This is a genomic window from Plantibacter sp. CFBP 8798, assembly GCF_014841195.1.
Taxonomy (GTDB): domain Bacteria; phylum Actinomycetota; class Actinomycetes; order Actinomycetales; family Microbacteriaceae; genus Plantibacter; species Plantibacter auratus.
This window is the reverse complement of the sequence record NZ_JACYTS010000001.1, coordinates 44,007-61,337: the sequence shown is the minus strand read 5'-3', so window position 1 is coordinate 61,337 and position 17,331 is coordinate 44,007. Positions and strand designations below refer to the sequence as shown.

Here is a 17,331-nt window from a genome sequence, read left to right as displayed (position 1 = left end):
GGCCAGGTGGCGCGATCGGCCACATAGTGACACTGCATTCGCGTCAGCGACGCCAGGCGGGATCGTGACACGCCGGTCCAACGGCAGACGACCCAATGCGGGGATCAGCGGGGGGCCGACGCGGCGTCGAGCAGCTCGAGCACGTGGCGGTAGTCCTCGCCCGTGGCGCGGGTCATCCCGAGCTCGCAGGTGCGGTTGCAGGACGCGTGCGCGTCGGCACCCAGGGCGGCGACCTCGGTGGCCTCGGCCTTCGTCGCGGACGCCGTCAGCTCGGGGTGCAGCATGCCGCGGTCGCCCGCGAAGGCGCAGCAGCCCCAGTCGTCCGGGACGTGCACGCGCTCGGCCACGGCTTCGCCGATCAGCACGAGATCCGGGTCGAGGCCCATCTGTCGTGAGGAGCAGGTCGGGTGCAGGACGAGTTGCTCGATCTGCGCTGACACGTCGACCCGGGGCAAGATCTCCCGGGCGGCGAAGGCCACCGCGTCCTCGACGACCACGCCGCTCTCGCTGAGGAGCTTCGCGAAGCCCTCGGTGCAGCTCGACGCGTCGCTGACGACCACGAGCCCACTGTCGGCCACGGCCGCTCGGATGCGTTCGACCGTGCGTTGCTCGTTCACCGCAGCACCGGACGCGAACCCCTTCGACGACCACGGGGTGCCGCAACAGATCGACTCCACGCCGTCGGGGACCATCATGCTCAGGCCCGCCCGCTCGAGCAGTCGGGTGAAAGCGCCCATGACGCCGTCCCCACCGTCCGCCGCGCCGAACATGCTGTTCACGCACGCCGGGACGTAGATGCCGACGGTCGGACCGTCACCGGCGCCCACCGTCCGACCGAGTGCCTTCCGCGAGCGTCCGCCGCCCGGCAGATCGCCCGAGTACTTCGGCACGGTGTCCGCGCCGAGCACGGCACGCGCGACGTCCGTCACCGCACCGACCACCGGAGCCGGGAGGAGCTTCGCGCCGGAGAGCGCGACCGAACCGATCCTCGTGACCGGCCCCCAACCGGTGGCAGCAGCCTTCCAGCCCGCGGCGGCGACCGGAGCCGCCTCGGTGCGCCGGATGCGCTTGACCAGCGCGCCCGTGTTGATCTGGACCGGGCACGCCGTCTGGCACATCCCGTCGACGGCACAGGTCTGCACGCCGGCGTAGTCGTAGTCGTCCGCGAGCTCCTCCGCGAGGGCGATGTCCCCGCGAGCGCGAGCGGACTCCTCGGCACGGCGGACGACGATGCGCTGCCGCGGCGTCAGCGTCAGGTCGCGACTCGGGCAGACGGGTTCGCAGTACCCGCACTCCACGCAGCGGTCGACCTCCTCCTCGACGGTCGGCTGGAGCTTGATCCCCTGGAGGTGCGCCTGGGGATCCTCGTCGATCAGCACGCCGGGGTTCATCACCCCGGCCGGGTCGACCAACCGCTTCAGCTCGAGCATCACCCCGTACAGTTCATCGCCGTACTGCCGGCGGACGTACGGTGCCATGGCGCGACCCGTACCGTGCTCGGCCTTCAGGTTGCCGCCCGCGTCGAGGACGAGGTCGACCATCTGCTCGGTGAAACCGTTGAACCGGCCGAGCGCGGCGTCGCCCTCGAACCGGTCGGTCAGCATGAAGTGGATGTTGCCGTCCTTCGCGTGGCCGAAGATGACCGAGTCGCGATAGGCGTGCTGCACGAAGAGCTCCTGCAGGCTCGCGCAGGTGTCTGCGAGGGCGGCGGTCGGCACGACGATGTCCTCGAGGAGGGCCGTGGTGCCGGAGGGTCGCGCTCCCGCGACCGAAGCGTAGAGGCCCTTCCGGAGTGCCCAGGCGCGCGACCGCTGGGACGCGTCGCTCGAGAACACCACCGGCGCGTGCACGTCCAGACCGTTCAGGAGCACACCGCCCGCCGTCGCGCGGTCCCTGAGTTCGACGGCGTCCTCGGAGCGGTACTCGACGAGGAGTGCCGCGTGATCCTGCGGCGTGAACCCCTGGATCTCCGCCGGGCTGCCGGGGAGACGCTGCCCGACCGTCAGGGACGTGGCGTCCATGAGCTCGAGCGTCGCGGCTCCGGACGCGACCAGCTCGGGCAGCGCGCGCGTCGCCGCATCGAGGGAGGGGAACACGGCCAGCGCCGTCGACACCAGCGGGAGGACGGGGACGGTGCGGAAGGTCGCCTCGGCGACGAACGCCAGCGTGCCCTCCGAGCCGATGATGAGGCGCTGCAGGACGTCCACGGGCGACTCGAAGTCGAGGAACGCGTTGATGCCGTACCCCATGGTGTTCTTCAGGGAGAACTGGCGCTCGATGGACGCGACCGACGCCGGGTCCGATCGCACGCGGCGCTGCAGACGCTCGATCCCCTCGGCGAGCTCCGGTTCCGCTTCGTGGAGCCGTCGGTCGGCCGTCGGGTCAGCCGTGTCGATCGTGGTGCCGGACGGGAGGACGAACACCATCGATTCCAGCGTCCGGTAGGTGTTCTCGTCGATCCCGCATGCCATGCCGCTGGAGTTGTTCGCGATGACGCCGCCGATCGTGCACGCCACCTCGCTCGCCGGGTCCGGGCCGAGGCGGTAGCCGAGTCGCGTGAGTCGCGCGTTGACCTGCGCCACCGTCGCCCCCGGCTGCACCCGGACGCGCTTGCCGTCGTCGAGCACCTCGATGGACTTGAACCGCTGCCTCGTGTCGACGATGATGCCGGAACCGGACGCCTGACCGGACAAGCTGGTGCCACCCGACCGGAACGTGACGGGCGCGGCGGACCGCGTCGCCGCCCGGAGGATCGATGCGACCTCGGCAGCGCTCTCCGCGATGACGACCGCCTCGGGCGTCAGCAGGTAGTGCGATGCATCCCCGGCGTACGCGGCCAGGTCGATCGCCCGGGTGCGGATCCGGGAGGGGTCACCCACGGCTTCGCCGATGGCTTCGGTCATGAGGGATGGGACGGTGGTCGGGTGTGCCACGAGGCTTCCTTCTCGAATGCGGGCGTCAGCGGGGTGCAGGGGTGCGGGGTGCTGGGTTGCGGCTGCGGTGGCCGGACGCCTCAGAGGATGGGGCGTCGTCGGCCATCGCCCGGCCGATTCATTCGAAGCGTTGCCAGTCCGGCCGGTTGTCGTAGGTGTAGCGATAGTAGTCCGACAACCGCAGCCCTGATGCCGCCGCCTCGTCGACGATGACGGTGGCGTGCTCGTGCAGCTGGAGCGCCGAACCGGGGACGAACGCGCTGAGCGGTCCTTCGACGGCGCCCGCGACGGCGTCGGCCTTCCCGGCACCCTGGGCGACCAGCACGAGCTCGCGCGCCTCGAGGATGGTCCCGAGTCCCTGCGTCATGCAGTGGGTGGGCACCTGGTCGGGCGAGTCGAAGAAGCGGGCGTTGTCCTGTCTGGTCTTCGGTGCCAGGGTCTTGATGCGCGTGCGTGACGCGAACGACGACGTCGGCTCGTTGAACCCGATGTGCCCGTTCGATCCGATGCCGAGGATCTGCACGTCGATGCCGCCGGCCTCCGCGATGGCCCGGTCGTACTCCTTCGCGGCGGCCGCGAGGTCCGCGGCGCGACCGTCCGGGACGCGGACGCGCGAGGGGTCGAAGCCGAGCGGGGCGACGACCTCGCGCGCGATCACGCTGGCGTACGACTCGGGGTGGTCTGCGGGGATGCCCACGTACTCGTCCAGCGCGAAGCCGCGCGCTTCGGCGAACGACAGCGAGCCCGCCTGCACGCGACGGGCCAGTTCCGCGTAGATGCCCTGGGGGCTGGACCCGGTCGCGAGCCCGATGACGGCCTGGGGCCGCCCGGCGACGATCGACGCGATCTTCGCGCCGGCGACGCGACCGACCTCGGCGGCGTCGGGAAGGATGATGATCTCCACGGTGTCCTCTCGTTCCTGCTCAGGCGCTCGCCGCAGCCACGGCCGAGCGGACGTCGCCGTCGTGCGATTCCAACAGCCGGGCGGCCGTCGCTGCGTCCACGTCGGCGAGGAGCATGACGACGGCGGTCTTGGCGTGGGCGCCGGCCTGCTCCAGGGCGGCGTCGGCGATCGACCGTTCGACCCCGGTGGCGTCGGCGACGATCCGCTGCGCGCGGTCGACGAGCTTCTCGTTGGTCGGCTTCACGTCGACCATCAGATTGGAGAAGACCTTGCCCGAGCGCACCATGGACGCGGTGGACAGCATGTTGCACACGAGCTTCTGTGCGGTACCGGCCTTCAGACGGGTCGAACCGGTGAGCGCCTCGGGGCCGGTCATCACCTCGATGGCGATGTCCGCCTCGGCGCTGATCCTGGCGTTCCGGTTGCAGGACACCGCGATCGTCCCCGCGCCCAGGTGGCGTGCGTAGCGCAGGCCGCCGATGACGTACGGGGTGCGACCGCTGGCCGCGAGACCGACGACGACGTCCGTGGGGCGGAGGTCGGCCGCGATGAGTTCCGAGGCGCCGAGCTCGATGTCGTCCTCAGCACCCTCGACGGCGACGACGAAGGCGTGCTCGCCCCCGGCGATGAGCCCAACGACCTCGGAGGGGTCGGTGCCGAAGGTCGGCGGGCACTCGACCGCGTCGAGCAGTCCGATCCGACCGCTCGTCCCCGCGCCGAGGTAGATCAGTCGTCCACCCTGCCGACGAGCCTCCGTGATGCGCTCCACGGCGCGCGCGATGCTCGGCAGTTCCGCTCGGACCGCGTCGGCGACGAGTCGGTCCTCGTCGTTGATCACCTCGAGCAGCCGGAGCGTGTCCAGCGTGTCGAGGTCGACCGTGCGCGGGTTGCGTCCCTCGGTGGAGAGCGCTGCCAAGGTACTCGATGCTTCAGGCACGATCGGCCCTCCGTTCTGGGTCGGACGGGCTGGCGCCGTCGTAGTGGTCCGTGGGGTTGTCGACGGTCATGCTTCGAACCGCAGCGAGCGAGGCGGCCCGTCGAGCGTCCGCGCGGGGAGCGAGTGCCCCGGGACGATCACGCCGAGGACGCTGCCGTGCGAGGCGCCGGTGGCCGAGGGGAGGGATCCCGCCTGGCCGTTCACCGTCAGGAAGCCGAGGACCGCGAAGGCGAGCGCCTCCTTCGCATCGGACGGGAGGCCCGCGTCGTCGCTGCTGACGACGTCGGCCTCGGGGAGTGCGGCCCGGATGCGCGCGACGAGCTGGGGATTGCGCACCCCTCCGCCGGCGAGGATGACGCGCTCCACCCCACGGACGGCGTCGGCGACGGTCCGTGCGGTCAGCTCGGTCAGGGTCGCGACGAGGTCCTCGATCGGAAGCGTCGGACGGACGGCGAGCTGCTCGCGGAGGTAGTCGAGGTGGAACAGTTCCTTGCCCGTCGACTTCGGGGCGGGGCGCTGGTAGTACGGCTCGCGCAGGAGGAGGTCGAGCGTCTCCTCGTCGACGGTGCCACGCGCGGCAAGCTCGCCGTCGGCGTCGAACTGCAGGGCGCCGTCGGTGTGCTCGGCGACGACGGCGTCGATGAGGGCATTCGCCGGCCCGCTGTCGAAGGCGATCGGGTCGTGGCCAGGCCGCACGATGGTGGCGTTGGCGATGCCGCCGAGGTTGACTGCCGCTGCGGTCTCGCCCCCCAGCCAGAGCGCGTCGATCATGCTCACGAGCGGAGCACCCTGCCCGCCGGCCGCGACGTCACGTGAACGCAGGTCGGCGACGACGGTGCAGCCGGTGCGTTCGGCGATCCAGGCCGGCTGGCCGAGCTGGAGCGTGCCTTCGACCCGGCCGTCCTCGACCCAGTGGTACATCGTCTGGCCGTGGGAGACGATCAGGTCGGCGTCACCGTCGCAGAGCTCCGCGACCGCTCGCACCGCGAGGTCGGCGAAGGCCTGCCCGATCCGCGTGTCCAACCGACAGATGTCGTCGACACTGGTGGTTGCCGGCGGCAGGGCTGCGGTGATCGCGGCTCGCAGTTCCGGGTCGTACCCGGCGGTGAGCATCCCGAGGGGGCGGACGACGAGGGTGTCGCCGTCCACGCTGATCTCGGCTGCGGCGGCGTCGATCGCATCGTGCGAGGTGCCGGACATGAGGCCGATGACGCGCATCGGGCGGCTCACTTGCGCAGCTCCGCCCGGTGGGCGTTCCCGCGGAGCGTGCCGATGGCGATCGCGCTCACCAGGCAGGTCGCCATCACGTAGTACGCCGGGACGTCGACGTTGCCGGTCGAGGCGATCAGCGACGTGATGATGAGGCCGGCGCTGCCCGAGAAGACGGCGTTCGAGATCGAGTAGGACAGTCCGAGACCGGTGTACCGCACGGAGGTGGGGAACATCTCGGCGAGCATGGCGGGGCCCGGGCCCGCGATCAGGCCGACGACCGCTCCGGCGACGAACACGGCGAGGCCGTGGACTCCGACGCCGAGGTCCGGGTTCTGCAGCACGTTGAGCAGGGGCAGCGCCAGGATCACGATGAGCCCGGTGCCGGTGAGCATCACCCAACGCCGACCGATCTTGTCCGACAGCCAGCCGGCCGGGAGGATCGTCGCGGCGAAGCCGGCGTTCGCGAGCACCGTGGAGATCAGTGCTTCCTGGAACGAGGCGTTGAGGCTGCTCTGGAGGTAGGAGGGCATGACGACGAGGAAGGTGTACCCGGCGGCGGACCAGCCCATCAGGCGACCGATCCCCAGGAGGATCGCTTTGGCGGTCTCGGCGGCGCCCGCCCGCACGACCACCGGCTTGGCGACGTCGGTGGTGTCGGCGGCGGCGGCCTTCTGGAACTCCGGGGTCTCCTCGAGCTTCAGGCGGAGGAACAGGGCGACCGCGCCGAGGGGGATGGCGAGCAGGAAGGCGATCCGCCAGCCCCACGCCGCCAGATCGGCTTCGGACAGCAGGGATGCCAGCAGCGCGACGGTACCGGCGCCGCCGAGGAGTCCGAGTGCGACCGTGAACGACTGCCACGATCCGTAGAAGCCGCGCTTCCCGGCAGGTGCGAACTCGGTCATGACCGAGACGGCGCCACCGAACTCACCGCCGGCGGACAGGCCCTGCAGGATGCGCACGATCGTGAGCAGGATGGGCGCCGCGATGCCGATGGAGGCGTACGTCGGGAGGATGCCGATGAGTGCGGTCGCCCCGGACATCATCACCAGGACGAGGATGAGCGTCGGCTTGCGGCCGATCCGATCGCCGATCCGGCCGAAGAGCGCCGCCCCGACCGGACGGAAGAAGAAGGCGATCGCGAAGGACGCGTAGGTCGCGATGAGCGACTCGATACCGGTCTGCTGGCCGTCGCTGAAGAACTGCGCGGCGAGGATCGTGGCGAGGAACCCGTAGATCCCGAACTCGTACCACTCGATGAAGTTGCCGACGCTGCCGGCGACGATGGCCCGGCGTCGGGCGGTGCTGCTGATCACGTCGCTGCGTGGTGTGGAGCTGGTCACGGGACCTCCCTTGGTTCCTGGATCGTGCATGCCGGCAGCACCCGCGGTACTCCGCTACACGTGTCGGCCAGTCCGCACCTGAGGAGGGCACTGGTCGCGAGTCGGTGCAACAAACATACACAATTCGATCGTGGATGGTAATTTCCATACATCCTGACCGCGGGTGCCGACGGTACAGTGATGACGGTCGAGAGGAGCACCGATGGGAGCCGACGTCCACCGGACATCACGGGCGGTGTCCACCGAGGTGCGCGCCCGTCTCGACGAACTCCGTCCCTCCGAGCGGCGGATCGCCGAATCGCTGCTCGCCGACCCGGGTGCCTTCGCAACGCGATCGGTCGCCGAGATCGCCGAAGAGGCATCGACGTCGACGACGACGGTCGTCCGTTTCACGCGCAAGATCGGCTACGACCGCTTCAAGGACTTCCGCCATGACCTGACCGAGGAGAACCTCCGCGAGCGGCTCGCGCTCGCCGGGACGAACGTGCAGTCGCCCGACATCGTCGCCGGAGACAGTCTCGACGACATCGTCGCGAAGGTCGCCGCGAACGAATCGCTCTCGATCGCCGACACCGCACAGGCGCTCGACACGGCAGCCCTCACGCGTGCGGTCGCCGCGGTCGCCGGCGCTCGCCGGGTCGACATCTTCGGTGTCGGAGCGAGCTCCATCGTCGCCGTCGACCTGCAGCGGAAGCTCTCGCGGATCGGACGGGTGGCGCTCGAATGGCCCGACCCTCATGCCGCCTGGACCGCCGCTGCGATCCTCGACGAGCAGGCGGTCGCCGTCGCGATCTCGCACTCCGGCGCGACCGCTGACACCGTCGACTACCTCCGGCTCGCGGCCCGCTCCGGGGCGACGACCATCGCGATCACCAACCACGCTGAGTCGACCCTGGCGACCAGCGCGGACATCGTCCTCCAGACGTCCGCGCGGGAGACGGCGTTCCGCTCGGGAGCGCTCGGCAGTCGGATCGCACAGCTGATGGTCGTCGACTGCCTCTTCATCGGCGTCGCCCAGGTCGACTCCGAGTCGTCCATCGGTGCGCTGCAGCGGACCTTCGACGCGGTCCGGGAGCGTCGCTCGACCGAGTGACGTCGACCGTGCGGTTGCACTCCGCAACGACGGTTGAGTATTTCGCATTCGTCGTATAAAGTCTTACATATCAGTTACTCAAACGAGTCGATATGTGGCGAGACCTGACGTCCTCCCCGAGGCGTCGTCATGACGTTCCGCCGCACCGCCCCTTCACCGGATGTCGATGACCCGCGTTCGCGACAGCTTCGGTGAGGCCCACCCATGCACCGCGCCCCCTAGGAGAACCATGTCCACGAAACGGACGACGAACCTCATCACTCTTGCGGTCCTCGCCACCGTCGGCTCGACGCTGATGGCCGCGCCGGCTCACGCGGCGTCTGCACCGATGACGCCGGACCACCCGATCGGAACCACCGTCCCGCCTCTGACCAGCGATGGCGTGACCGGCCTGACCGGAATGGACCAGACCACGCTGGCTGATGGCCAGACCTACCCACTGCGATTCCGCGAGCCGGACCCGTCGACCGGCAAGGTGCTCCCGCCGGCAGCGATCGGCGAGGTCCAGATGGCCGTGTCGACCAGTGGTCGGACAGATGCCGGTACCTTCCTGCCGACGATCGGACCCAAGTTCAACAACGCCGAACAGACGCCCGTCGGGCAGGTGTACGCGGATTCCTGGACGGTCTTCAACAACGAGGGGAGCGCCACCTACACCTTCGACTTCTCCGGTCTGCAAGGTGGTGCCCTTCCCGCCGGCGCGGTCCTGGCCTTCAACGACGTCGACGTGTGCGGCGACGCGGCGTCGGAGAGCGCACAGCTGTCCTCCGATGTCGCCGGGTCCTGGCTGGATTACCGGGCGGACACCGGATCCGGAACCCCCGGCGCGGTCACGGTGGATGCGGAGACGGGTCAGGTCGACATCAGTTCGGTGTGCCCGGCCGGCGCGAACGGCGTCACGCAGACCTTCACCACCAACACCGAGATCTCCGACCTCACGATCACGCTGAACGGCTCCTCGCCGAACACCACTCCCATGTCCGGGTTGTGGTGGGCGTTCGAACTCCCGCTCGAGGCGGTCGCGCCAGCAATCTCGATGGAGAAGTTCACCAACGATCAGGATGTCACCGAGGCACCCGGCCCGGAGATCGTGATCGACAGCGCCGTCGCCTGGACCTACCGGGTCGGCAACGCCGGCAACACCCACCTCGCCGAGGTCGTCGTCACGGACGACCAGGTCGACGGCGCCGACATCGTCTGTGGTGATGGCGGCAACGTGATCGCGCTGCTCGCCCCCGGCGAGTCGGTGACCTGCGTCGCGAACGGAACGGCCATCGACGGGCCCTACATGAACACCGCGACGGCCGTCGGTGTCCCTGCCGACTCGACCGGCGCCGCACGACCCGACCTGGAGACCGTGTCGGTTTCGGATGCCTCGTGGTACACGGGCGTCCCTGCGGCAGTGACTCCTGTCGTGCCCACCGATGGGCGTCCCGGAGGAGAGCTGGCACGAACGGGTGCGGAGCTGTGGGCGTCGGTGGGTGGCGCACTGGCGCTGCTGGCCGGAGGCGCGGCGTTCCTGCTCGTCCGCCGCCGGAACGCCTGAGCCGAGTTCCTCAGCGAGACGACGTGATCTCGACGAGCGGCGGAGTGCTTGGCTGGGTTCAGAGCATCCCGGTCAGCACTCCGCCGTCCGCGCGGAGGGCTGCACCGTTCGTCGCCGACGCCAGTGGGCTCGCGAGGTCGGCCGCCAGCGAGGCGATCTCCTCGGGCTCCATGAAGCGTTCGAGCAGAGTGGTGGTGTTGCGACCGATGATCGAGGCCTTCACCGCGTCGACCGGCGCGGCCTGGCCGGCGGCGATCGACTCGATCGTCGTGGCGACGCCGGCCGAGTAGGTCGGGCCGCCGAGGATCGTGTTGACCGTCACGGCGCTGCCGCGGGTCAGCTTCGCGAGTCCGTTGCCGAGGGCGATCATCGCCGCCTTGGAGACGCCGTAGTGGATCATGTCGGCGGGGATGTTCACGCCGGACTCGCTGCTGATGAAGAGGATGCGCCCCCAGCCACGATCCAACATGCCTGGCAGGGCGTGCCGGGACAGCCGGACGCCGCTCATCAGGTTGACCTCGAGGACGTGGGACCAGTCGTCGTCCGAGATGGCCTCGAATTCCGCGAGACCGAACTGGCCCACGTTGTTCACGAGGATGTCCACGGCGCCGAGGTCACCGAGCAGTCGCTCGACGGAGGCGGGATCGGCGAAATCCGCGACGATCCCGTCGTGGCCGGCATCGAGGTGCGTGCGCCGAAGCGCGGCGACCGCGTCCTGCACCGCCTGCTCGGAGCGTCCGTTCACGATGACGCGTGCGCCTTCGGCAGCGAGCCTCCGCGCGACGGCGGCACCGATGCCGCCGGTCGATCCGCTGATGAACGCCGTCTTGCCGCGGAGTTGTAGGTCCATGTCGTCTCCCTCTGTCGGCGATACGCCGCCTCACTTGCTCAGGCAAGTCACTCTAGGTCGGTTCACTTGCTCAAGCAAGTCGAATAGGCTTGCCCCATGACCGAATCCGCCGAACATCCTGGCCTCAGCGGCGAGCGGCTCGCGGCCTGGGCCTCAGTCGCCACCTTGGTGGAGCGGCTTCCCGCGGCACTCGACGCCCAGCTGCAGCGAGACAGCGGGCTGACCCACTACGAGCACGGGCTGCTCTTCGCGCTCGACACCGCCCCGGACCGCACACTCCGGATGAGCACGCTCGCCGGGTACGCGAGCAGCACGCTCTCGCGGCTCTCCCGCGCGGTCTCGCGACTCGAGAAGCAGGGCTGGGTGCGACGCGAGGTCGACCCCACCGATGGTCGGTTCACCCTCGCCGTCCTCACGGACGACGGCCACGCGCACGTCGCCCGGTCCACGCCGGCACACCACGCCCTCGTCGAGGAGCTCGTCTTCGGCTCGCTCACGGAGGCGCAGGTGCGGCAACTGGCCGAGATCAGCGCGAGGATCGCGACGACGATCGATCCGACCGTGCCGTGGGCGCCGTCCGAGTGAACCTCGGAAAGACGTCCTTGTGGGCGCGCTCACGCCGGGCGTAGCTTGACCGCATGAGCCTCTTCATCACGTGTCCGGTCGAGAGCGTCGAACGCGCGACCGCCTTCTACGACGCCCTCGGCTGGACCCGCAACGCGGCGATGTCCTCTGACCAGGTCTCCTGTTTCGAGATCGCTCCCGGGCAATACGTCATGCTCGGGAGCCGAGAGATGTACGCGAGCGTCGGCGGCACCGAGGAGCTGATCGGCGGACCGGACACGCCCTCGAAGGTGACGGTCTCCTTCGACCTCGGCAGTCGCGAGGCGGTCGACGAGCTCGTCGAGCGGGCCGGTGCCGCGGGTGGACGGATCGGCGACACCGACGACTACCCGTTCATGTACCAGCGCCAGTTCGACGACCCCGACGGGTACCACTACTCGCCGTTCTGGATGAAGCCCGACGCCGAGCCGACCGCCTGAACGACCTCACCGCGACACGGCACGGCGAGCAGGTCGCCGGCCGTGAGGTCGCGGGGGAGCAGCACGCGCTGCTCGGTTCCTGCCGCGCTGTCGAGGTGGAACGACACTGTGTGCGTCGTCGACGCTCGCCCGATCAGCCGGAGTTCCGACCAGCACGGTTCGACGTCTGAGAGGCAGGCGTCGAGGGTGAGGTGATGGCCGTCCTCGCCGAACGCCGCAGCGACGACGCGCATGACGACCACGGAGGTCTGCTCGACGGGAGACGGGCATCCGCCTGTGCCGGGGATCACCGCTGCCGCCGAGTGGACGCACGGGGTTCCGCACTGCTCGACGAGGCGCAGCATCGGAACGTCGTCGACGATCACGTCCGTGGTGCTGAGGTGGGTGTGTGCCGGCCAGCGGTCGGGGAGGAACGGGTCCGGGATGCTGCGGCGGAGTGAAGGCAGGATCGTCGTGAGGGTCATGACCTCCGGTCTACGCCTCGCATTCTGCCCGAATACCGGTCCTCACGGGATCCATACATCGTTCCCCGGAACCCAGACGGTCTCCTCACGTCGTGCGAGGGCGAGGGGCATCAGCCTTCGACCATGGCTGGCATCTCCTGTCAGAGTTCGCGCGCGAACGACACCGTCGTGGCCGTGCGTCCGGTCTCGGCGAGTCCCGCCTTCAGGAGGACCCGCTGGGATGCGAGGTTGGTGACGTCGGTCTCCGCGGCCGCCCGTTCTGCGCCATGCGCTGCGACGAACGACAGTGCGCCGGCGACTGCTTCCGTAGCGAGTCCGACCCCGCGAGCGGCGGGAACGAGACCGTAGCCGAACTCGACGCGACCGTCGCTGTCGGGCGGTCCGAAGAAGCCGAGTCCACCGACGGCCGAACCGTCGGCATCACGGATGAGGTACATCGTGAAGATCGGGTCGCTGACGGTCGATTCCGCGAGACCGCGGAGCGGACCGAGCTCATCGGCGAAGGGGTACTCCGGGTGCCAAGCGTCACCGTCACGCTCGTCGCGTTCGACGATGCGTCGCGCGAGCGCCGGTGAGATCGGTTCGAGGGTGGTTCGTTCGGTGCGGATGATCATCGACGCCAGTCTGGCAGGGGCCAGACGCGCATGATCGCCATGCGGTATCCGCCGGTCTGACGCCGCCGCCAAGAGCGCCCGTTCTGCTCTTGCCTGGAGTCTCAGGGGACGGATCGCGCACTCTCGGCGGCCTGCTCGAGGACCTCCAGCTCGTGACGCACATGGTCCAACGCATCCCCGGGGTGGCGATGCTGCAGATCGTGCAGCATGAACCGGCAGGCCCAGATGCGTGCGGCCGTCGACGCCTCGTCGAGGTTCGCGCCGTCGGTCCAGCCCGCGAGGAACGCCCGCCACACCGGCTGCTCGAGCAGCGGCATCGCGTGCGGGTCCAGCCGGAAGATGGCGGAGGTCCTGGCCCGGTCGTAGTCCGGCGACCCCGCCCCGGCGTTGGTCCAGTCGATGACCGCGGTCACGCGGTCGTCCGGCCCCAGCAGGATGTTCAACGGGTGGAGATCGAGGTGCAGGAGCGAGCGTTCGCCGTCGATGGAGGCGAACGCCGGAGGGGCGAGGACCGTCCACAGCGCCGCCTGCGCACGACCGCAGGCGAGACCCCTCGTGAAGGCCCGCTCTGCGGTCACGCCGTTGAGATCGGCGGCGACGGTGCCGTCGACCCGCTCGATGAGCGCGGCTGCCCATGGCCCACCGTCGGTCGGGACGAAGGTGCCGACGGTCGCTGGAACCGGCACCGCCACGGCGGCTGCGTTCGCAGCGGCGAGTTCGTGCGCGATCGTCTCAGGGGAGCCGAGGCGCAGCACGACGTCGTCGATCCCGAACACCCGCCCGGTCATCCCGCCGAGCGGCTCGAGGCGTTCATGATCGAGCCCGAAGTGGTCGCTCGCTTCGATGAGGGCGCGACGGAATCCGCGCTCGTTGTCGTCGACCATCACGTCATCGTAGGTGAGGTGCGCCGTCGGGTCACGGGTGTGGTCACCGTCACCCCAGCGACGAGCGGGCCGCGGCCGAGCGGCGCTGCCATGTCGCCGTAGCGGCGACGAGGGCGGCGGTGACCGCCAGGCCGAGGACCGCTCCCATGGCGACATCGTGGACGTAGTGCACGCCTTGCGCGACCCGGCCGGCGGCGACGAGCGCCGCCAGTGCGAGCGCCGAGCACGTGACCCACCATCGGCCGACGGCGATCGCGATGACGACGGTCGCTCCAAATGCGAGCGTCGCGTGGTTTGACGGCAGTGACCAGTCACCGGCCGGCGGGCATTCGGTCGCGATCGACCACCGGGTGCATGGTCGGGGTTGGGCGAAGAGGAGTTTCAGTCCCTCGCTCGCGGCGTAGGCGAGGCCGACCCCGGCGGCGCCGGCCAGCAGCCGCGCCCGCCGTTCCGGGTGGCGGATCCAGGCGAACGCCGCCGTCGAGATCGTCGTCGCCGCCAGGAGCGCGAGGCCGATCTCCGAGGCGAGTTCGACGTTCGGGATGGCCGAGCCGAGGGCGGCGAGCCAGCGCGTGCCGACGACGCTGACGCTGCCCGGTGCCGGGACGACGAGCAGGACAAGTGCCATGAGGGTCGCAGCACCGAACGGCAGGAGTAGGCGGCGAGATGGCAGGGGCAGTGGCATGTTCTCGACCGTAGTGACGAGCTGTGAGCGGCACATCGGACTCCGGATGGCCCTGATGTCGGCACCGAGTCGGATGTGGAGAGCGCTGAGATCGTGCAACCGGCGCGTTCAGCGCTGCAGTTGTGTGGTCGGAAGCCGGCGCGCACCGAGACCGAGGGGCGATACCGTGCCACGAGGCACGTCAGTCGCGAGACGATGGATGCATGACCGCTCTCTCCGGAATCGATATCGCCGCCGAACTCCGACAGGTCGAGGCCCATTGGACTCCTCGAGTGGTCGGGCGGGTCAACGATCAATACGTGAAGGTCGCGAAGCTCCTCGGCCAGTTGGTCTGGCACGACCACGCGAACGAAGACGAGATGTTCCTCGTCGTCTCGGGCACGCTCCGTATCCAGCTCCCCGACGATGAGGAAGTCGTGCTCACGCCCGGCCAGTTCTTCGTGGTGCCGCGGGGCGTGCAGCACAATCCCATCGCCGACGAGGAGGTCGAGATCGTCTTGATCGAGACCGTCACGACCGCCCACACCGGTGACGTGATCGTAGAGGGCACGGTGCCCGTCGAGCGTCAGCTGGGCGACTTCCGCTGAGGACATGATCGCCGGACGGCACTCGACCGTAGGGTGGGCGGATGTCTGTTCCGGATGAATCACGTTGGACCACGCTCGGGAAGACGACGGTCCACCGAGGTCGAGTGACCTTGGTCGACCACGAGGTCCGATTGCCGGACGGGTCGCGGTCGAGCTATCTCGTCGACGAGAGCGTTCCCTTCTCCGTCGCCTCGCTGATCATCGACGGCGACGACGTGCTCCTCGCCCGGCAGTACCGATACCCGCTCGACCGCTGGATCCACGACCTGCCGGGCGGTGCCGGTCGAACGGACGAAGCCCCGCTCGATGCCGCTCGGCGTGAGCTCGAAGAGGAGCTCGGTATCGTTCCGGACGACCTCCGACCGATGCACACCTTCTTCATGAACCCGGGGCGGGCGTCCTGGCCGACACACCTGTTCATCTCGACTCGAGGCATCCGTTCCGGCCTGGTGGACCTGTCGGATCCCGCGGAGCAGGTGCGGCTCGTGCGCATCCCGCTGTCCGAGCTCGACGCACTGATCGCCACCGGAGCGATCGTCGACCCGCCGCTCATCGTCGCTCGAGCCATGGCGGCGGCTCAGGGCATCCTCCCGCCGCTGGGAGTGGCAAACGAGTAGCTATCTCCGCGAGCGCATCTGACCGAGAGTTCGAGCAGGCGGCACCGGTCACACTCCCCGGGTTCGGGTACGCTCGCGGCGTGAACGAAGACGAGACGCTCGTCCACGTGACGCACGACGCGCCGTGGCTGCCTCCTGGCGGCAGGGCCGAGGTGGTCCGCCGGACGACACCACCCCGGCCGATGGCGGTCGTGCGCCTGCTCCTGCGCGACTCCGACCAGGTGTTCTGCGTGCCAAGGCAGGGCACAGGGCGGCTCGATCTGCCAATGCTCGAGGCTGTATCCGATGACGTGGACGGGACGGCGGCCGTTCGTGAGCTGGCGCAACGCATCACCGGCGAGGCCATTGGCCTTCGGTTCATCGGCGCCGTGCGCAACGTCGTGGAGGCGCTGGCCGACGGATACGACTGGCCGGTCCCTGCCGCCCACTTCGGCGTGTGGGCTTCGGACGCGACTCCGATGGTTGACGGAACCTGGGTGCGTCTCGACGATGACGAGCATCAGCTGCGCGACCGACACTGGTACCCGTTGGTGGGCTGAGCCGACAGCTCAGCTGGGCGACCTGACTGGAACGAGGCAGTCGACCTCGCCGTCGCGCCGATAGTGCTCGATGTGGGGGCGGTCTTCGTCGTGATCAGCAAGGTCGAAGAGCACGTCGAACGCGCCGGCGATCTGCGCGTAGACGCCGGGCGTCTCGCCGCGAAGACGCAGCCTGAGGTAGTCGCCGCCGGGGACCACGGTCTCTTCCAGGCCGAGCGGGTTGTCGGCATCCCGGTCCAGCCGCGCGGACGCCATGCGGTACCTGTCACTTCCTCCGTAGACCAGGCCCATCATCCTGCGGCCCCGCAACGAGTCGAACGAGTTCTCGAACGCCGGCCAGGCCGCCTGCACCTGCTCGATGTCGAGTGCGACGTCCTGACTGAGGGCGGCGATGTCGTCGAGCGTCACGACGTCGATCCGGCCGAGCTCATGCGTCATCGGGAAGTGCCTCATGCCTCGTGTCTAACACGTGCCGCCGTGGTAAGAAGGTCCCCATGCGCCGCGCCGTCAGCACTCTCCTCGCCCTGTGTCTCGTCGGCGCACTGGCGGGGTGTGGTGTGTTCGACCGTGGGCCGAGCTACGAGTCTGCCAAGGAACAAGCGCTCTCCCTGCGTCAGGAGTTCGAAGCGACCTTGCCGGACGGAGCGTCGACGGTGAGCCAGAACGACGTGGAACTCGCCTGCAGCGTCGGTGCCGTCCAGTACGACGGCAGCATCACCGTGAGCGTCGCGGAGGACTTCGATCGCAACGCCTGGTTGGACGAGGCTGCAGCGATGTATGCCGACAGGGCGGCCTGGAAGGTCGAGAAGGTGGTCGCAGCCGACGACTCCTCAGACCTCACGAGTGGCGTCTCCTTCATCTCCGATGACGGCTACTACGTGCGTCTCGACGAATTCGCTGACACGTCCGAGTGGGGGCCGGTCCTCGTCCTGGGCGCGTCGGGTCCATGTGTGCGTCGTTGAGTCGACCGTTCGCCCGAACACCAGCGGAGACATCCGCCGAGGGATCGACGTCGGGTCATTGCGACGGCCGGACTCGGCCATCACACGAACGGCGCACCCGAGGTCACCCGGGTGCGCCGCA

19 protein-coding genes are annotated in these 17,331 nt (G+C 69.4%); 8 read left to right on the top strand and 11 right to left on the bottom strand.

Annotated elements, in window-relative coordinates:
• Nucleotides 1–104: 104 nt before the first annotated feature.
• The 5 genes from IFU30_RS00325 to IFU30_RS00305 form a co-directional block, all read right to left on the bottom strand.
• Nucleotides 105–2,903, bottom strand: a complete 2,799-nt coding sequence (locus IFU30_RS00325; protein ID WP_192004731.1) for an FAD-binding and (Fe-S)-binding domain-containing protein — start codon at nt 2,901–2,903, stop codon at nt 105–107.
• 148 nt (nt 2,904–3,051) lie between these two features.
• Nucleotides 3,052–3,837 (bottom strand): glucosamine-6-phosphate deaminase, encoded by a 786-nt coding sequence (gene nagB, locus IFU30_RS00320; RefSeq protein WP_192003928.1) that lies wholly within the window; start codon nt 3,835–3,837, stop codon nt 3,052–3,054.
• A 19-nt stretch (nt 3,838–3,856) separates the two neighbouring features.
• The gene (murQ, locus tag IFU30_RS00315; RefSeq protein WP_192004730.1) at nt 3,857–4,753 is read right to left on the bottom strand and encodes an N-acetylmuramic acid 6-phosphate etherase; all 897 of its coding nucleotides are present in this window, start codon (nt 4,751–4,753) and stop codon (nt 3,857–3,859) included.
• Between the two features lie 87 nt (nt 4,754–4,840).
• The gene (locus IFU30_RS00310) at nt 4,841–6,004 is read right to left on the bottom strand and encodes an anhydro-N-acetylmuramic acid kinase (protein ID WP_342450774.1); all 1,164 of its coding nucleotides are present in this window, start codon (nt 6,002–6,004) and stop codon (nt 4,841–4,843) included.
• Nucleotides 6,001–7,326 (bottom strand): MFS transporter, encoded by a 1,326-nt coding sequence (locus IFU30_RS00305; protein WP_197977345.1) that lies wholly within the window; start codon nt 7,324–7,326, stop codon nt 6,001–6,003. The genes IFU30_RS00310 and IFU30_RS00305 overlap by 4 nt, the downstream gene beginning before the upstream one ends.
• 202 nt (nt 7,327–7,528) lie before the next feature.
• Between IFU30_RS00305 and IFU30_RS00300 the strand changes: the two genes are divergently transcribed.
• Together IFU30_RS00300 and IFU30_RS00295 are read left to right on the top strand one after the other, a co-directional pair.
• Nucleotides 7,529–8,419, top strand: coding sequence for a MurR/RpiR family transcriptional regulator (locus IFU30_RS00300; protein ID WP_192003926.1), 891 nt, complete (start codon nt 7,529–7,531; stop codon nt 8,417–8,419).
• Nucleotides 8,420–8,648: 229 nt separating this feature from the next.
• Nucleotides 8,649–9,965 carry a DUF7507 domain-containing protein gene (locus IFU30_RS00295; protein WP_192003925.1) on the top strand — a complete coding sequence of 439 codons (1,317 nt, stop codon included), beginning with the start codon at nt 8,649–8,651 and terminating at the stop codon, nt 9,963–9,965.
• Between the two features lie 58 nt (nt 9,966–10,023).
• Here IFU30_RS00295 and IFU30_RS00290 read toward each other — a convergent pair whose 3' ends face one another.
• On the bottom strand, nt 10,024–10,815 hold the full coding sequence (locus IFU30_RS00290) for an SDR family NAD(P)-dependent oxidoreductase (protein WP_192003924.1): 792 nt from the start codon (nt 10,813–10,815) through the stop codon (nt 10,024–10,026).
• A gap of 96 nt (nt 10,816–10,911) precedes the next feature.
• Here IFU30_RS00290 and IFU30_RS00285 point away from each other — a divergent pair, with 96 nt between their 5' ends.
• Together IFU30_RS00285 and IFU30_RS00280 are read left to right on the top strand one after the other, a co-directional pair.
• Complete coding sequence (locus tag IFU30_RS00285; RefSeq protein ID WP_137243013.1) at nt 10,912–11,400, top strand: MarR family winged helix-turn-helix transcriptional regulator; 489 nt, start codon at nt 10,912–10,914, stop codon at nt 11,398–11,400.
• A 53-nt stretch (nt 11,401–11,453) separates the two neighbouring features.
• Nucleotides 11,454–11,858: a VOC family protein gene (locus tag IFU30_RS00280; protein WP_124767731.1), complete on the top strand. Its 405-nt coding sequence runs from the start codon at nt 11,454–11,456 to the stop codon at nt 11,856–11,858.
• Here the strand turns inward: IFU30_RS00280 and IFU30_RS00275 are convergent.
• The 4 genes from IFU30_RS00275 to IFU30_RS00260 form a co-directional block, all read right to left on the bottom strand.
• The gene (locus IFU30_RS00275; protein ID WP_192003923.1) at nt 11,813–12,322 is read right to left on the bottom strand and encodes a hypothetical protein; all 510 of its coding nucleotides are present in this window, start codon (nt 12,320–12,322) and stop codon (nt 11,813–11,815) included. The two genes, IFU30_RS00280 and IFU30_RS00275, sit on opposite strands and share 46 nt — an antisense overlap.
• A gap of 140 nt (nt 12,323–12,462) precedes the next feature.
• A complete protein-coding gene (locus tag IFU30_RS00270) occupies nt 12,463–12,936 on the bottom strand; it encodes a GNAT family N-acetyltransferase (protein WP_192003922.1) in 474 nt (157 codons plus the stop codon).
• Nucleotides 12,937–13,037: 101 nt separating this feature from the next.
• Complete coding sequence (locus IFU30_RS00265) at nt 13,038–13,820, bottom strand: phosphotransferase (RefSeq protein ID WP_197977344.1); 783 nt, start codon at nt 13,818–13,820, stop codon at nt 13,038–13,040.
• 49 nt (nt 13,821–13,869) lie between these two features.
• Nucleotides 13,870–14,505 carry a phosphatase PAP2 family protein gene (locus IFU30_RS00260; protein ID WP_161578592.1) on the bottom strand — a complete coding sequence of 212 codons (636 nt, stop codon included), beginning with the start codon at nt 14,503–14,505 and terminating at the stop codon, nt 13,870–13,872.
• Nucleotides 14,506–14,708: 203 nt separating this feature from the next.
• Here IFU30_RS00260 and IFU30_RS00255 point away from each other — a divergent pair, with 203 nt between their 5' ends.
• From IFU30_RS00255 to IFU30_RS00245, 3 genes are all read left to right on the top strand, one after another.
• Nucleotides 14,709–15,092, top strand: coding sequence for a cupin domain-containing protein (locus tag IFU30_RS00255; RefSeq protein ID WP_071262105.1), 384 nt, complete (start codon nt 14,709–14,711; stop codon nt 15,090–15,092).
• A 41-nt stretch (nt 15,093–15,133) separates the two neighbouring features.
• Nucleotides 15,134–15,709, top strand: coding sequence for an NUDIX hydrolase (locus tag IFU30_RS00250; protein ID WP_192003921.1), 576 nt, complete (start codon nt 15,134–15,136; stop codon nt 15,707–15,709).
• An 80-nt stretch (nt 15,710–15,789) separates the two neighbouring features.
• Nucleotides 15,790–16,248: an NUDIX hydrolase gene (locus IFU30_RS00245; RefSeq protein ID WP_192003920.1), complete on the top strand. Its 459-nt coding sequence runs from the start codon at nt 15,790–15,792 to the stop codon at nt 16,246–16,248.
• Between the two features lie 9 nt (nt 16,249–16,257).
• Here IFU30_RS00245 and IFU30_RS00240 read toward each other — a convergent pair whose 3' ends face one another.
• A complete protein-coding gene (locus IFU30_RS00240) occupies nt 16,258–16,656 on the bottom strand; it encodes an AraC family transcriptional regulator (protein WP_307783365.1) in 399 nt (132 codons plus the stop codon).
• Between the two features lie 86 nt (nt 16,657–16,742).
• Here IFU30_RS00240 and IFU30_RS00235 point away from each other — a divergent pair, with 86 nt between their 5' ends.
• Nucleotides 16,743–17,210, top strand: coding sequence for an LptM family lipoprotein (locus IFU30_RS00235; protein ID WP_192003918.1), 468 nt, complete (start codon nt 16,743–16,745; stop codon nt 17,208–17,210).
• The last annotated feature ends 121 nt before the right edge of the window (nt 17,211–17,331 follow it).

Coding starts and splice junctions, on each gene's coding strand:
- IFU30_RS00325 (WP_192004731.1), bottom strand. CDS start 2,903: ATGACCGAAGCCATCGGCGAAGCCGTGGGTGACCCCTCCCGGATCCGC.
- IFU30_RS00300 (WP_192003926.1), top strand. CDS start 7,529: ATGGGAGCCGACGTCCACCGGACATCACGGGCGGTGTCCACCGAGGTG.
- IFU30_RS00295 (WP_192003925.1), top strand. CDS start 8,649: ATGTCCACGAAACGGACGACGAACCTCATCACTCTTGCGGTCCTCGCC.
- IFU30_RS00290 (WP_192003924.1), bottom strand. CDS start 10,815: ATGGACCTACAACTCCGCGGCAAGACGGCGTTCATCAGCGGATCGACC.
- IFU30_RS00285 (WP_137243013.1), top strand. CDS start 10,912: ATGACCGAATCCGCCGAACATCCTGGCCTCAGCGGCGAGCGGCTCGCG.
- IFU30_RS00280 (WP_124767731.1), top strand. CDS start 11,454: ATGAGCCTCTTCATCACGTGTCCGGTCGAGAGCGTCGAACGCGCGACC.
- IFU30_RS00275 (WP_192003923.1), bottom strand. CDS start 12,322: ATGACCCTCACGACGATCCTGCCTTCACTCCGCCGCAGCATCCCGGAC.
- IFU30_RS00270 (WP_192003922.1), bottom strand. CDS start 12,936: ATGATCATCCGCACCGAACGAACCACCCTCGAACCGATCTCACCGGCG.
- IFU30_RS00265 (WP_197977344.1), bottom strand. CDS start 13,820: ATGGTCGACGACAACGAGCGCGGATTCCGTCGCGCCCTCATCGAAGCG.
- IFU30_RS00260 (WP_161578592.1), bottom strand. CDS start 14,505: ATGCCACTGCCCCTGCCATCTCGCCGCCTACTCCTGCCGTTCGGTGCT.
- IFU30_RS00255 (WP_071262105.1), top strand. CDS start 14,709: ATGACCGCTCTCTCCGGAATCGATATCGCCGCCGAACTCCGACAGGTC.
- IFU30_RS00250 (WP_192003921.1), top strand. CDS start 15,134: ATGTCTGTTCCGGATGAATCACGTTGGACCACGCTCGGGAAGACGACG.
- IFU30_RS00235 (WP_192003918.1), top strand. CDS start 16,743: ATGCGCCGCGCCGTCAGCACTCTCCTCGCCCTGTGTCTCGTCGGCGCA.